This window comes from Mycobacterium lacus (assembly GCF_010731535.1).
Lineage (GTDB): Bacteria > Actinomycetota > Actinomycetes > Mycobacteriales > Mycobacteriaceae > Mycobacterium > Mycobacterium lacus.
The window spans coordinates 943,487-957,170 of the sequence record NZ_AP022581.1; the positions used below are offsets into that span (position 1 = coordinate 943,487).

Annotated in this window: 14 protein-coding genes and 1 pseudogene; 2 read left to right on the forward strand and 13 right to left on the reverse strand. The window is 65.4% G+C overall.

Annotation, left to right across the window (positions count from 1 at the left end):
* Positions 1-235: 235 nt before the first annotated feature.
* The 6 genes from G6N24_RS04430 to G6N24_RS04455 all read right to left on the reverse strand — a co-directional run bounded on the left by G6N24_RS04430 (position 236) and on the right by G6N24_RS04455 (position 6,685).
* Complete coding sequence (locus G6N24_RS04430) at positions 236-949, reverse strand: C39 family peptidase (protein WP_085161780.1); 714 nt, start codon at positions 947-949, stop codon at positions 236-238.
* Positions 950-1,089: 140 nt separating this feature from the next.
* Positions 1,090-1,458 carry a DUF4189 domain-containing protein gene (locus G6N24_RS04435; protein WP_085161779.1) on the reverse strand — a complete coding sequence of 123 codons (369 nt, stop codon included), beginning with the start codon at positions 1,456-1,458 and terminating at the stop codon, positions 1,090-1,092.
* 79 nt (positions 1,459-1,537) lie between these two features.
* On the reverse strand, positions 1,538-2,275 hold the full coding sequence (locus G6N24_RS04440) for an LppX_LprAFG lipoprotein (RefSeq protein WP_085161802.1): 738 nt from the start codon (positions 2,273-2,275) through the stop codon (positions 1,538-1,540).
* Positions 2,276-2,477: 202 nt separating this feature from the next.
* Positions 2,478-2,810, reverse strand: coding sequence for a DUF732 domain-containing protein (locus G6N24_RS04445; protein WP_085161778.1), 333 nt, complete (start codon positions 2,808-2,810; stop codon positions 2,478-2,480).
* 84 nt (positions 2,811-2,894) lie between these two features.
* Entirely contained in the window at positions 2,895-4,934 is a 2,040-nt protein-coding gene (locus G6N24_RS04450; RefSeq protein WP_085161777.1) for an ABC transporter ATP-binding protein, read from the reverse strand.
* The gene (locus tag G6N24_RS04455) at positions 4,931-6,685 is read right to left on the reverse strand and encodes an ABC transporter ATP-binding protein (RefSeq protein WP_085161776.1); all 1,755 of its coding nucleotides are present in this window, start codon (positions 6,683-6,685) and stop codon (positions 4,931-4,933) included. The genes G6N24_RS04450 and G6N24_RS04455 overlap by 4 nt, the downstream gene beginning before the upstream one ends.
* Positions 6,686-6,859: 174 nt before the next feature.
* Here G6N24_RS04455 and G6N24_RS04460 point away from each other — a divergent pair, with 174 nt between their 5' ends.
* Together G6N24_RS04460 and G6N24_RS04465 are read left to right on the forward strand one after the other, a co-directional pair.
* Positions 6,860-7,426, forward strand: coding sequence for a DUF3558 domain-containing protein (locus tag G6N24_RS04460; RefSeq protein ID WP_085161775.1), 567 nt, complete (start codon positions 6,860-6,862; stop codon positions 7,424-7,426).
* Positions 7,423-7,965, forward strand: coding sequence for a DUF3558 domain-containing protein (locus G6N24_RS04465; RefSeq protein WP_139822485.1), 543 nt, complete (start codon positions 7,423-7,425; stop codon positions 7,963-7,965). The genes G6N24_RS04460 and G6N24_RS04465 overlap by 4 nt, the downstream gene beginning before the upstream one ends.
* Here the strand turns inward: G6N24_RS04465 and G6N24_RS04470 are convergent.
* The 7 genes and pseudogenes from G6N24_RS04470 to G6N24_RS04500 all read right to left on the reverse strand — a co-directional run bounded on the left by G6N24_RS04470 (position 7,962) and on the right by G6N24_RS04500 (position 13,588).
* The gene (locus G6N24_RS04470; RefSeq protein WP_085161773.1) at positions 7,962-8,465 is read right to left on the reverse strand and encodes a SixA phosphatase family protein; all 504 of its coding nucleotides are present in this window, start codon (positions 8,463-8,465) and stop codon (positions 7,962-7,964) included. The genes G6N24_RS04465 and G6N24_RS04470 overlap by 4 nt on opposite strands.
* Positions 8,466-8,658: 193 nt before the next feature.
* Entirely contained in the window at positions 8,659-9,264 is a 606-nt protein-coding gene (locus G6N24_RS04475) for a hypothetical protein (RefSeq protein ID WP_139822484.1), read from the reverse strand.
* A 57-nt stretch (positions 9,265-9,321) separates the two neighbouring features.
* The gene (istB, locus tag G6N24_RS04480) at positions 9,322-10,077 is read right to left on the reverse strand and encodes an IS21-like element helper ATPase IstB (protein ID WP_085161386.1); all 756 of its coding nucleotides are present in this window, start codon (positions 10,075-10,077) and stop codon (positions 9,322-9,324) included.
* Positions 10,078-10,148: 71 nt separating this feature from the next.
* Positions 10,149-11,703, reverse strand: a pseudogene (gene istA / locus G6N24_RS04485) (IS21 family transposase).
* A gap of 113 nt (positions 11,704-11,816) precedes the next feature.
* Positions 11,817-12,773 carry a ThiF family adenylyltransferase gene (locus G6N24_RS04490; protein WP_232070769.1) on the reverse strand — a complete coding sequence of 319 codons (957 nt, stop codon included), beginning with the start codon at positions 12,771-12,773 and terminating at the stop codon, positions 11,817-11,819.
* 21 nt (positions 12,774-12,794) lie between these two features.
* Complete coding sequence (locus G6N24_RS04495; RefSeq protein ID WP_085162311.1) at positions 12,795-13,163, reverse strand: hypothetical protein; 369 nt, start codon at positions 13,161-13,163, stop codon at positions 12,795-12,797.
* Positions 13,163-13,588 (reverse strand): hypothetical protein, encoded by a 426-nt coding sequence (locus tag G6N24_RS04500; RefSeq protein ID WP_085162310.1) that lies wholly within the window; start codon positions 13,586-13,588, stop codon positions 13,163-13,165. Before G6N24_RS04500 ends, G6N24_RS04495 begins: the two co-directional genes overlap by 1 nt.
* Positions 13,589-13,684 lie beyond the last annotated feature (96 nt).

A 13,684-nucleotide genomic window follows, 5' to 3' on the forward strand; every position in this document is an offset into this window, starting at 1 on the left:
ATTCCGGCACGTCGGTATCCTGGCCGCACTCCCATGGACGCCCCGCTGCCGGCGCGCTGACGTGTCGCGGCGCGGTGGTGCGGGTCCCTCCGAGACGACTGAAATGCTGGCCCTGCCAAGGTGATTGTCGGCTCGTCGCGCGAATTGCCCTGATGCTCAGCGGAACACGCGATCTGCGGGCGGCCGACCCGGCGCGATTGCACCGGGTGGCCGCCCGCCGATCGCGATCGATGCATCAATGGGCGATGGTTCCGGTCGTGGTGACCACCAGCTCGTGGCTGGTCTCCCACGCCTTCATGAACAGCTCCATGGGGATCTGCTCGTCGCGGCCCTCGGGGTTGCCGCTGTCGTTGAGGTGCACGACGTTGTTGGCGGTGTCCACACCGGTCACCACCACGGCGTGGTCGGACACCGGGTTGCCGTCGTCGTCCTTGGACTCGATGGGCTCGCCCCAGATCATTTCGGCGTTGACGCTCACGATCACCGCGTGGCCGCCGTCCAGCAGCGCCTCGACTCCCTCGATGCCGGCGGGGACGCCGGTCTCTGCGGCGTGGTCTTTGTTGCTGATGACGGCGTCGATGTTGTACTGCTTCAACAGCGTCGGCACGTCGGCGAACATCGTGCCCATGCCCGAGTTCGGGTTCGTGGTGTCAGCCGGCTTGATGTAGATCGAGCCGGGGTGGATGGCGCTGGGGGTGGATTGGGCCTTCTTGATGATGGCCCGCTCCGAGGGCTCCTTCCCGGTCATCTGACCGATCACGTCGGCGCTCGCCATGATGACGCAGTCGTCGTACTTCTGATGACGCCACCACTGGGCGGCGGCGGCGGGGTCGCCGTGCATGGTGCCCGCGGCTGCGCCGGCCGGGCCGGCCAGCCCGAGTGCGACGGCACCAGCGACGGCTGCGAAGACGGCGGTCTTGGCGAGGGTGGCAATCTTGATGGTCTTCACGGTCTGGTCCTTTTCTCGTTTCCGCTCGTGCGGAGTGGGTGTTGAGAAAAGGTTCAGACGTTGACCTTTTGTTATCTCTACGAATCCTTGGAGTGACCGGCGCCCGGGTGCGAGCACCCGCGCCGGCGACTTTCAGGACTTTAGTTGCAGGCCCAGGTGTCGATGTAGCCTCCGCCGAGTTTGGTCAAGGCGTCCTTCATCGCGGTGGGCAGGTCGGGCCCAACACCCCCTTGGTAGGCCTTGCCATTCGCGGCCACGGCGCCACAGCCGGTGAAGCTGGTGAGGACCTTGCAGTCCGAGTAGCCGCAACCTTTGACGGCGGTGGCCTCGGCCGCCGCTCTGGTTGGGTAGTCCCACGATCGGCCCCATGAGCCATTGCCGGAGTAGGCAATCGCGCCATATTGATCGGCGGCGGTCGCCTCGGGGGCGAGCCCAAGGGTCATCGCGGTGGCGGTGGCCATGCTTGCGACGGCCACCGCTAACCGCCGCCGACGGGTAATGATCGTCATTGGTGAGTCCTTTCCGAGTGCCGGCGGTCCGGCGGTTTCAACAGGTTGCAGCGAACTGCTGTGACGCCCACGCCGGCGGCTAGACCGGTTTGGTTGCGGTGACCTGCTTGCCCCAATCGGACATCGTCAGCGTCACCGAGGTGTCAGGAGTCGGGACGATCTGGATCTGGACGAGGTGGGAGGATCCGTCCGAAGCGATCCAGACCGTGGTGGGCACCGTCGAGACGTTCTCGGAGGTCAAACGCGTGCCGGCAAGCGTCGCGATGTTGTCGGCGGACGAGTTTCCGGTGATCTTGGTGGTCGCGACGCCGTTCACCTGCTCGGTGCCGGCCACCGCCGCGTCCTTGAGGTTGGCCAATAGGTTGGCCAAGCCCTTGTTGGGGTCGAGGAGCACCGACACGTTGTAGATCGAGGCGCCGTTGCCGAAATCGGTATACGTTCCGGGTTGTCCGAGATCGGAGTACAGGTGGCCGTCGACATAGACGAATTTCGCGTCCTGGCTGTTGTTGCCGACGAGCAGTGTCGCATTACCGGTGGCGACGGTCTGTGGGGTGTTGGAGACGTCGCCGTCCAGCTTGGTCACCCGAAGGTTGGGCACGTTGCCCTTCACTGCCAGGCTCACATGCATCCCGGTGACCTTGCGCATGGCTTCGGCCGCCTGTTTGAGCAGCGTCGCCGCGTCGCCATTGGGAGCGACGACGCCGGTGCCCGATTTCCCGGCGCCGGGGCCCGAATTGCTTGAGCAACCGCCGATCGCGAGCGTGACGGCAAGCGTCGCGGCCGTGGCAGCGACTGCGGTGCGAAGCGAAAGCTTCATCAACATCTCCTTCAGTTGGCCCACAGCTGTTTGCTGCGTCGAGGTCTCGGCGCAGCAGCATCGATAGCCGGGTACTGAGCCTAATGAGCCGAACGTGCGGGTGGAAGGGTTTGCCCAACGCGATGGGGGCCGCCCGACCCCCGACCCGAAAAGCGACGTGGGGATCCCCGTGACGGGATCCCCACGTCCTGGCCTGTGGGGCTTACGCGAGCTGGCTGGCGTACTGCGGGCAGTATGCCTTGGTCGCGTAGACCACGAAGTAGGCCGCCTGTTTCGGCGTGAGGTCGGTCTGGCTGACGATTTCGGCGCCGATCTGGCTTCCGGTTTCGCCGGCGGCCAGCTCCGTGCACACCTGGTGACCCGCTTGTACGGCGGCCTCAGGCGAGGAGAACGTGACGCCGACCGACTCCATCTGTGAGATGAACGTCGCGTCGGCGGTGCCGGCCGAGGCGGCGCCGGCGGTAGCCACGGCAAGACCGACGGCGGCGGCGCCGACTGCGGTGGACAGAGCTGCGGTGAGGCGGGGTGAGAACATTGTCGTGATCCTTTGCTGGTGGGGTTGGCCCGGGACGATCTCAGCCTCCGGTCGGCCCCTTGGAGGATCCTCAACAACTTCTTTCTAAGTCGCGGCCTGGGCCATCTCGTAATAGGCACCGCGACGCGCCAGCAGTTCGGTGTGGTTGCCCTGTTCGAGGATCCTGCCGTCCTCCACCACCACGATGCGGTCGGCATCGCGGATCGTCGAAAGGCGGTGCGCGATAATGAAACTCGTTCGGTCCCGGCGAAGCTCGCACATTGCGTGCGCAATGAGCACCTCGGTGCGGGTGTCGACGGAGCTGGTCGCCTCGTCCAGGATCAGCAGCTGCGGGCGCGCGAGAAAAGCGCGGGCGATCGTGATGAGTTGCTTCTCGCCCGCGCTGATGTTGCCGCCGTCGTCGCTGACCCGAGTCTGATAGCCGGCGGGCAGCGTGTGCACAAACCGGTCGACATAGGCGGCCCTGGCGGCTTGCACGATCTCGTCCTCGGTGGCCTCGGGCCGTCCGTAGGCGATGTTCTGCGCGATCGTCCCGTCGAATAGCCAGGTGTCCTGCAGCACCATGGCGATACGCGACCGGAGCGTTTGCCTGCTCACCGAGGCGATGTCAACCCCGTCGATCAGGATTCGGCCGGAATCCACCTCGTAAAACCGCATCAGCAGGTTCACCAGCGTGGTCTTGCCCGCTCCGGTTGGTCCGACGATCGCCACGGTGCTGCCCGGTTCGGCGAGCATCGACAGATCGCGGATCACCGGGGTGCCGGGGTGATAGGCAAAGTTCACGTGCCGGAACTCGACGCGGCCGCGCAAGTTGGATGGCGCGCCTCCTTCCCCCGCAAGTGGGTGGTACCCCCACCCCCGCAAGCGGGGGGACCCCCACGGGCCATCCGTGACCGCATCGTCGCCGCGCCGGAGCGGGTCCTGGCCGTTGGGCGATCGCAATATTCGCTCGACGGCCGGCTCGGGGTCGGGCACCTCCTCGGGCTCGTCGAGCAGGTCGAACACCCGCTCGGCGCTGGCCACCCCGGACTGCAGGGTGTTGTAGATCGCGGTGGTCTGACTCAGCGGCGTGTTGAACTGCCGGACGTATTGGATGAATGCCTGGATGCTGCCGAGCGTGATTTGTCCGGTGGCCACCTGCAGGCCCCCGACCACGGCGACCGCGACGTAGCCGAGGTTGCCGATGAACGTCGTCGCGGGGCCAACTAGGCCGGAGAAGAACTGCGCGCCGAAACTGGCCCGGTAGACGTCATCGTTGAGCCTGCGGAACTGCTCTCGCGCGGCGGCCTGGTGGCCGAACGTCTTGACCACCGTGAACCCGCTGTAGGTCTCCTCGATGTGGGCGTTGAGGTGTCCGGTGCTGGTCCAGTGCGCCGTGAACAGCCGCCGCGAACGCCGCGCGATCGCGCGCGTCGCCAGCAGGGAGAGCGGCACCGTCAACAGCGTGATCAACGCCAGCAGCGGTGAGATCGACACCATCATCGCCAGCACGGTGACCACGGTCAGAATCGCGGTCACCAGCTGGCTGACCGTCAGCGACAGCGACGATTGGAGGTTGTCGATGTCGTTGGTGACCCGGCTCAGCAGCTCACCGCGCTGGCGTCCGTCGAAGTAGGACAGCGGCAGCCGGTGCAGCTTGTCCTCGACATCGGCACGCAGGGCGACCATGGTTTTCTGCACGGTCACGTTGAGCAGTCGCGCCTGCGCCCAAATCAGCAGCGCGGCAACGAGATACAGCCCGAGCGCCAGCGCCAGCGTACTGCCCACCGCGTCGAAGTCCACGCCGTGGCCCGGCACCACGTTCATCCCGGCCAGCAGGTCGGCGAAGGCGATGTTCCCATGGGCCCGGGCTGCGGCGACGGCCTGTGCCTTGGTGATGCCCGACGGCAGCTCTCGCCCGATCACACCGTTGAACAGCAGGTCGGTCGCGTGACCGAGGATTCGCGGAACGACAACCCCGATCACGGTGCCGCAGATGCCCAGCGTCATCACGGCGATGCTCAGCCCACGCTGTGGCGCAAGGCGTTTCACCAGGCGGGACGCCGAACCCCAGAAGTCGCGCGACCGCATCGCGGTCGGCGGCAAGGCCGTGCCGCGGGGCCGTGCGCTGATCGCCGCGGTCACGGCGCGCCCCCGACTCCGGCGCTCATCGACTGCGAGGCAGCGAATTCCGCGTAGATGGCGCAGTCGGCCAGCAGCGATTTGTGGGTACCCACGCCGGCGATCTTCCCGTCGTCGACCACGATCACCTGATCTGCCTGGTAGGCAGTCGAAATCCGTTGTGTGACAACGATAACTGTTGCATCGCCCGATATCTGCCGCAGCGAGGCGCGGACTCGGGAGTCGGTGTGCACGTCAAGTGCGGAGAATGCGTCGTCGAACAGATAGATGGCCGGGCGGCGGATGACGGCCCGGGCGATCGCCAGCCGCTGGCGCTGTCCACCGGAGAAGTTGATTCCCCCTTGGGCGACGCGCATCCGCAGCCCGTCGGGGTGTGCCCGCACGAATCCGTCGGCGGCGGCGACCCGCAGCGCTTCCCACATCTGTCCGTCGGTGACTGCCTGTTCCGGGGCCGCGCCGTAGCGCAGGTTGTCCGCGACGGTGCCGGAGAACAGGTAGTCACGCTGGGGCACCAGACCGATCGCCGACCAAAGCCGCTCGGTCTGGTAGTCACGAACGTCCAGGTCGTCGACCGACACCGCGCCGGCGGTTACGTCGTAGAGCCGGCAGATCAACGAAACCAGCGTGGACTTGCCCGAACCGGTGCTGCCGACGATCGCGGTGGTGGTACCCGGCAACGCGGTGAACGAGACGTCCTGAAGCACGGGACGGTCGGCGCCCGGATACGTGAACGTCACGGCTTCCAAGCGCACCACCCCGGTGACGCCACCCGCCGGGAACGCGGGATTTTCCGGGTTGTCGATGGCGGCGCGAGTGGAGAGCACCTCGCTGATCCGTTCGGCACAGACCGACGCTCGCGGCAACACCATCAGCGTCATTGTCGCCATCGATACGGCCAGCAGGATCTGGCCGAGGTAGGCCAGGAAGGCGGTCAGCGAGCCGACCTGCATCTGGCCGTGGTCGATGCGCAGCCCGCCGAACCAGATCACCGCGACACCCGACACGTTGACGATCAGCGAGGTCGCCGGCGGCATCAGCGCTTGCCAGTTGCCCGCTTTCAGCGAGGTGTTCGACAGGGCGAGGTTGGCCTGCGCGAACCTGTCCCGTTCGAAGCTTTCTCGCGTGAACGCCCGGACCACCCGAACGCCGGAGAGCTGGTCGCGCAGCACCCGATTGATGCCATCGATCATGCTCTGCATGCCGCGGAAGAGCGGCAGCAGGTGCGAGATGATCCAGTAATTGGTCACGGCCAGGAGCGGAACGCACACCAGCAGCAGCCACGTCAGGGCGGCCTCCTGGTGGATGGCCATCACGATGCCGCCGATGCACATGATCGGCGCCGTGACCAGCACGGTGCCCGTCATCTGAACCAGGAACTGGATCTGGCGGACGTCGTTGGTGCTGCGGGTCAACAGCGTTGCCGCACCGAACCGTGCCGTCTCGCGCTCCGAAAAGGTGATGACATGTTCGAAGATCGCCGAACGCAGATCGCGGCCGAAGCCCATACCGGTCCGCGATCCGAAGTAGATGGCCCCTACCGAGCACAACACCTGCAATCCGGCGACCCCGAGCATCACCCCGCCGAGCCTGACGATGGTGGCGGTGTCGCCCTTGGATACGCCGTCGTCGATGATCGTGGCATTGACCGTCGGCAGGTACAGCGAAGCCATGGTGTTGATCGACTGCAGCACCATGAGCACCGCGACCAGACGACGGTACGGCCGGATGTACTGGCGCAGCAGTGCCAGGAGCATTGGGTAACTGTCCCACACCGCGTGCGCCCGCCGCGGGTTAGTTCGGCCCTCGCGCCGGGTCGGCGGGCTGGGCCGAAATGCCTGATCAGATGGCGTGTCGGTGGTTGACACCTGGGGCGGCGGCTACAGTGCATCGTGTGACCAGCAGCAGGCTCAGCAACAGGCAGGATAGCGGTGCGGCGTAACGTGACGACGCTGGCCCTGGCGACTCGGGCGTTCGTGGCCTTGATGGCTCTGATCCCGGCGGTTGCCGGGTGCTCTAGTTCCGGCGACAACAAACCGGGAGCGACGATCTCGTCGACGCCCGGCAACGCCGAAGGCCATCACGGCCCCTTCTTCCCGCAATGCGGCGGCGTCAGCGACGAGACCGTGACGCAGCTGACGAGGGTGACCGGGCTGGTCAACACCGCCAAGAATTCTGTCGGCTGCCAGTGGCTGGCGGGTGGCGGCATCACGGGGCCGCACTTTTCCTTCTCCTGGTACCGCGGCAGCCCCATCGGGCGGGAACGCAAGACCGAGGAGCTGTCCCGTGCCAGTGTCGAGGACATCAACATCAACGGGCACAGCGGTTTCATCGCCATCGGTAGCGAGGCCAGCCTCGGTGACTCGCTGTGTGAGGTCGGTATCCAGTTCTCCGACGACTTCATCGAATGGTCGGTCAGCTTCAGCCAGAAGCCATTCCCGCCCCCCTGCGACATAGCCAAAGAACTGACCCGCCAATCGATTGCGAACTCGAAATGAGCCGGTGGATGCGTGGCGTCGCAGCGCTGATCGCCGTGCTGGTGGTGTTGACCGGTTGTTCGAGGTCGATCGCGGGCAACGCCGTGAAGGCGGGTTCGGGCGGGGTCCCGCGGAACAACGATTCCGAACGGCAGTATCCGAACCTGCTCAAGGAATGTGAGGTCCTGACCACCGACATCCTGGCCAAGACGGTGGGCGCCGATCCGCTCGACATCCAGAGCACGTTCGTCGGCGCGATCTGCCGGTGGCAGGCGGCCAACCCGGCCGGCCTGATCGACATCACCCGGTTCTGGTTCGAACAGGGCAGTTTGAGCAACGAGCGCAAGGTCGCTGAGGGCCTGAAATACCAGATCGAGAACCGCACCATCCAGGGCATTGACTCGATCGTGATGCGCACGGGCGATCCCAACGGCGCCTGCGGCGTCGCCAGCGACGCGGCGGGAGTGGTCGGCTGGTGGGTCAACCCGCAGGCGCCCGGCATCGACGCCTGCGGTCAGGCGATCAAGCTGATGGAGCTGACGCTGGCCACCAACGCTTAGCCTCGCGGCACGTGGAAGGTGACGAGGGCGGCGCCACCGGTTTCGAGGTCCTGCCAGCGCCCAGCGACGCGCAGTACGGCGATTCCTGACGTCGGGAACTTCGCCGAGATGCGTTGTGCGGCTTCCTCGTCGGTGGCGTTGGCCCCGGCGAGGATGATCGCCACCTCGGATATCGTCGGCTCGTGCCCGACGACGAGCAGGGTCCTCACCTCGTCTGCAACCCTGTTGATCTCCTCGATCACGGTGCCGGGGGCGGCGCCGTACAGCCGCTCGCTGTAATTCGCTGGAGCTTCGATCCCCGTGCGTGCCAAGGTCTCCCGGGCGCGGGTCGCCGTCGAACACAGGACGCTGTCGATCGTGGGCACGTTGGCGCGCAACCAGTCACCGGCCAGACCGGCCTCTCGGATGCCCCGGGGCGCCAATGGGCGGTCGTGATCGGCGACGCCGTTTGGATACGCCGACTTCGCGTGCCGCATCAGCACAAGGTTGTGTTCATTCATCGAACTCACGTTAATCAGTTCGGAACTACGAGGCCTATTCTTCTGTAGGTTCTCAAACTGCGTGGCGGACGGCGATGCCTCTACCTGCAGGCTTGCAGAATCCTCACCGAAATGGCGGACGGGTCTTTCTCGTCTTTGTTGCGATCCTAAAACCGTGCGGTTGTGGAGAACTCGAACACGCGCCGGAAACATGCTATGTGGCCCGGTCGGGGGCCATCCGATGGCTTCTGGCGATCCGCGTGCGCGAGATGCGTCCACAGCCGCGTGCCGTCGCGGCAATTGTCGATTCAGACGTGCCCCATGGCGTACGGCCATCGCCGATGGCCGTGTCGAGTTCATATTGACAGTGCTCTCCGGTGGCGGCTTCTAGGAGGTGCAAGTTGTGGGTCGTGAGCACGTATCTCAATGGTGCTGGGACACCTTGATGGCCGGGGTGCGCTGTCAGGCTGACGAACTGTGCTAGCAGGGCCGCGCTGACCGATGCCGCGTAGGCGGCGACATTTGGTGCGCCCATGGCAGTTTGGCGTCCGGACCGCTCGATATAGGTTGGGTCGTCGAGCAGTCCCCGACGGTCCAACTGGATGTCGGTTTGGTTGAGTTGGCGGGTGCAGAGCATGCACGGGCGGCCGGGAACCAACGTGTGAGCGCGCCAGCTGCCTGAGCGCATCTGCCCGTCCGGGAAGGTCTCTAGGGTGAGGCCGCCGTCGATGACGGGGATCAAGTCGGCGTAGGCGATGGTATTGAGTATTGCTCGCGGCCAAGTGTCGACCGTCACGTAATTCCCCAGGGCTGCCGTCACGGAATTCCCCAGGTGCGGGCCTCGATGGTATGTGTACCGTGCCCGCGGTGGCGTTGTCTAGCTGACGCTGCGTCCGGGCCGTTTGCGGGGCCGGTAGCTGGGTCCGTCCATGAGGATCTGGTAGCTGCTGTTGATGATCCTGTCGAGTAGCGATTCGGCGACGACCGGGTTCGGGAATAGGCCGTACCAGTCGTTGGGGGCGCGGTTGGAGGTCAAGATCAGCGGCTTGCCGCTGACCGCGCGTTCGTTGATTAGCTCGTAGAGGTCGTCGGCGTGCATGGTCGTGTGCTCGCGCATCGCAAAATCATCAAGAATCAACACGAGCGGTTTGGTGTATTCGCGGATGCGTTGGCCCCAACTGCGGTCGGCGTGCCCGCCGGCGAGGTCGGCGAGCATCCGAGAGGTTTTGGCGAAACGGACGTCGCCGCCGCGTCGGGCTACAGCATGCCCGAGTGCTTGTGCCACATGGGTTTTGCCTACCCCAACGGGTCCGTAGAGGATGACCGACTCGCCGGCGTCGAGCCAGCGCAGCGCGGCCAGGTCGCGCAGTATGGCGGCGGGCAGTTTCGGGTTGGCGGAGAAGTCGAAGGATTCGAAGGTGGCTTGTTCTTCGAACTTCGCGCGGCGGATGCGCCGTGTCAGGGCGGCCGATTCGCGGCGGGCGATCTCGTCCTCGCACAGTGCTTGCAGGAATTCGAGGTGCCCGAAGTCGCCGTTGCGGGTCTGGGCTAGCCGGGCGTCGAGGGTGTCAAGCATGCCCGACAGTTTCAGAGTGCGCAGCGCGTTGCGCAGCGCGGGGTCACAAATACCCATGAAGTCGTGTTCTCCTTGTGAAATAGCTTATGTGGGTTGTGATTCGGTCAGATTCCGGGACCCGGTGACTTTCAGCCGACTCCGCCGGTGTCGCCGGTGGCGAACTGGTCGGGGCCACGCAGGAACGCCGCGGTAGTGGCGGCGGCGCCGGTGGCCGGTTCGGCGGTGGTGGCGTCGTGTTCGGTGCCGGCGGCCAGGATGCCCTTGATGGTCCGATACGCCGGGTCGCCGACGGCGATCGCGCAGGCGCAGGCGGCTTCGAGCCGATCACAGCCGTGCTTGTCGCGCAGCCCGAGCACTCCTTGCGCCGAGCGCAGGTGGTGGATCGCGTTGTCGCGCATGAATTCGGCGATCACCGCTTCGCAGGCGGGGCCGACCTGGGCGGCGGTGTGCCGACACCAGGTGGGGTTTTCATCGCGAAGGCGACCTTCTCCGGCGGGTAGTGGGAGAAGTCGGTGGAGCGCCCGAGGCCCGCCGCACATGGGTGGCGACGACCTCGTTGTGGGCAAAGATCTGCACGATGTCACCGGCGGTGCGGGCGTGCAGGCGCCGCCCGATCAGCCGCCATGGCACGCTGTAGAGGGCCTTGCCGACCTTGAGGTGCGTATCGACCCCCACGGTGCCGATAGACCAGGTGGTGAGTTCGAACGCGTGGCGCGGCAACGGTTTCAACGTATCGGCCTCGATCGCTTCGAACACCCGCAGCGGCTGGCCGCCGTCGAGGGCCCGTGAATGTCGTAGCCCGGCCACCTCCCGGCTCCACCGGGCCGCCTCGCCCTGCATCTGAGCCAGCGAGGTGAACTCGCGGCCCCGCCAGAACGAATCCCGCACATACGGCATCGGCCGCTCGACACGAGGTTTGTCCTTGGGCTTGAACGCCCGGGCCGGGTCGATCAAGCAGTCGTAGTGGGCGGCCAGCTCGGCGTAGGTGCGGTTGATCTTCGGGTCATATAGGTCGGGCTTGTCCACCCCGGTCTTGAGGTTGTCGCACACCAGCCGGGCCGGAATACCATTGAAGAATTCGAATGCCTCGACATGGCAAGTGCACCAGGTGGTTTGGTCCATCCTGACCACAGGGCGAACGAACAGGTGCCGCGAGCACGACAGCACCATGACAAACGCCCACACTGCGACTCGCTTGGCTGTGGCCGGGTTCAGCCACATTCCTAACCGGCCGTAGTCGATCTGCGCTTCGCTGCCCGGCGGCACTTCGCCGCGCGGCACGCTCACCCGAGCACGAGCCACCTCATCGGCGAAATTCATTGCCACCCAACGCCGCACAGAGGACTCCGACACGTCGACCTGATGGTCGTCACGTAGCCGCTGCGCGATCGTGGCGACCGTAACATCGGCGTGCAGCCAGTCCTTGATCCGGTCGCTATGCCGGTCGATCAACGGCCACGTCGATGCCCGCGCGCCGCGATCATCCAGTCCGGGAAACCACTGCGCGATCCGCGCCGCCCACTGCTCGGCGCTCAGCGGTTCTCCGCCTGGGCCAATGCCCTCGGCGACCGCCGGGGCCAGATACTTGCGGATCGTCTTACGATCCATCCCCAGCGACTGCCACAACTGCACCTGTGAGCGACCAGCCTGCCAATGCGTGTACAACTCGATCAGATCGAACATCTCGATATCTCTCCTCGCCATCAGTGCCCCTTCGTCCGCCGTACTCCGACGGATCAAGAGCGAACATGTGTGCGAGGCCCACACCCGGCAGACACACCGCCCAGGGTGGGGAATTACCTGACAGCCAGGGTGGGGAATTCCGTGACGGACAACCCCTCAAACCTGGGGAATTGCGTGACCGCTGACAGCCAAGACCTGTCGACGCAGGAGACGATAACGTCGTAGTCCAGCGCGTGGACAAGACCCTCCGGTGTACAGATACTCATCCGATATCTCTTGAACCGCGGGCGGTCCGTCGTTGCTGCGATGCGCATCTGCCTGAGAGCGACATCTACCTTGTGCCGCCTCCAGCGTGCGTCAGATCGCGTGACTCCGATCATGCGGTCGCGGTTGAGTTCCTTAATGACGTCGTAGTCCATGACGCCGATATCGGTAATACCGGTAGCTGCGAGCCGCTGGGCCACATCGAGTCCCACGCTACCGACTCCGACGACCAAGACACGCAGACGCGCTATGGCATCTTGGCGCGCAGGCCCCCATGCGGAGATGGTGCGTACCTGTGCTGCGGTTCGCCGTGGTGGCCGGCGCAAGTCGTTATTCCATGACATCTTGAGCTTCGGGCCGACCACGCGTACGGTCTCAGCCCACTGAGGCGACGTTTCCCCGCGGCCCCAAATGCGCGCTGACCACGTGTTGTCGGCACCGGCCAGGGTCATGCCGAGCAGCGCGCCTCCCGTGCATTCGTGGGCGATATGGGCATAGCCGTGTTCTGTGTCGTGGTCGGCGTTGCTGAGTGACTGCCAACCTTCGCCTGCGGGGTGCGAGTGCAACATGGCCAGCCCCTGCCCTTCGGCGGCGGCCTTGGCAGCACCGCGCAGGAGATAGCGCCCGGTGAAGGACGCGTTGCCGTGGACCTTGCGGTCACCATCTTCTGGCAGCACAAGGGAATTAACCAAGTAGGTGATGCGATGCTTGCCGGTGGAGACAGTGTAGGTGGCCAGGCATACATCCTCTTGGCCGTCTGGTCGAAGCAGGTGGTGTCGTGCTTGGTCAGCCACCGTGTCGGTCATCGCCACCGAGTGCCTCATCGCTTAGTCCGCTTTCGTGGCTGTGCTCAGAACGCCGCGAACATGGGCGAGCCATGCGCGGACTGGTGGAGCGGAGGTGTCCCATTGTCCGATGTCGCGAGAATGCCGCCGCCACCCGGGCAGACAGTCATTGGTGTCGGTGTTGGTGTGCGCGAAGGCGATGGCCTCGCGGAAGTGCAGCCAATGCGGGACCGTCGTGGGCCACGACTGCAACTCGCTGACGCTGACCGCCGTGTCAATTTTTACCCCGGCCAGCGCTCCGGTCGCCGGAACGACCACATAAATGATGGCGGGGCCTTCCCGACGTGCTGGGACACCACCGCACGCGAGGTCGGCCAAGAACCGGTCCGGGCCGTGGCGGGCGGTGGTCATCACGCCACGGGGCTGTCGTGCCGCACGGTGACGAACGAGTCTCCGGGATGGATCTTGACCAGTTCGCCTGGATCAAGGTGCGTGGGCTCGCCCACGCGCGCCAGGTAGTGGTTGGCGGGGTTGACTCCGGCCAGCCGCAGCAGCGCAGCAACCTCTTGGTCGTCGTCGTGGGTGGTGTATGGCACGCCGTCGATCGTGAAATGCAGCGTGGGTCGGGTGATGAAGCTGTCACCGGGATGGACTCGCACGATGTCGGTGTCGAGGAAGAAGGTCTCGTCGCCCTCATCGTCGATCCGCCCGAGGTCGAATCCGGACGGGTCGTGTCCGACTAGCCGCAGCAGCGCGGCGGCCTCTTGGTCGTCGTCAATCGTCGTGAAGAGCTGACCGTCCAGCGTGAATCGGATTTGGGTGTCGTGCCGTGTCATGCCGTTGTCCTTTCTCGAGGAGACGCACCACCTACTGTGGTACCTGGCGTACACCATAGTGGAAGTTACCGACAGCGTCAACACTGTGGTGTACTA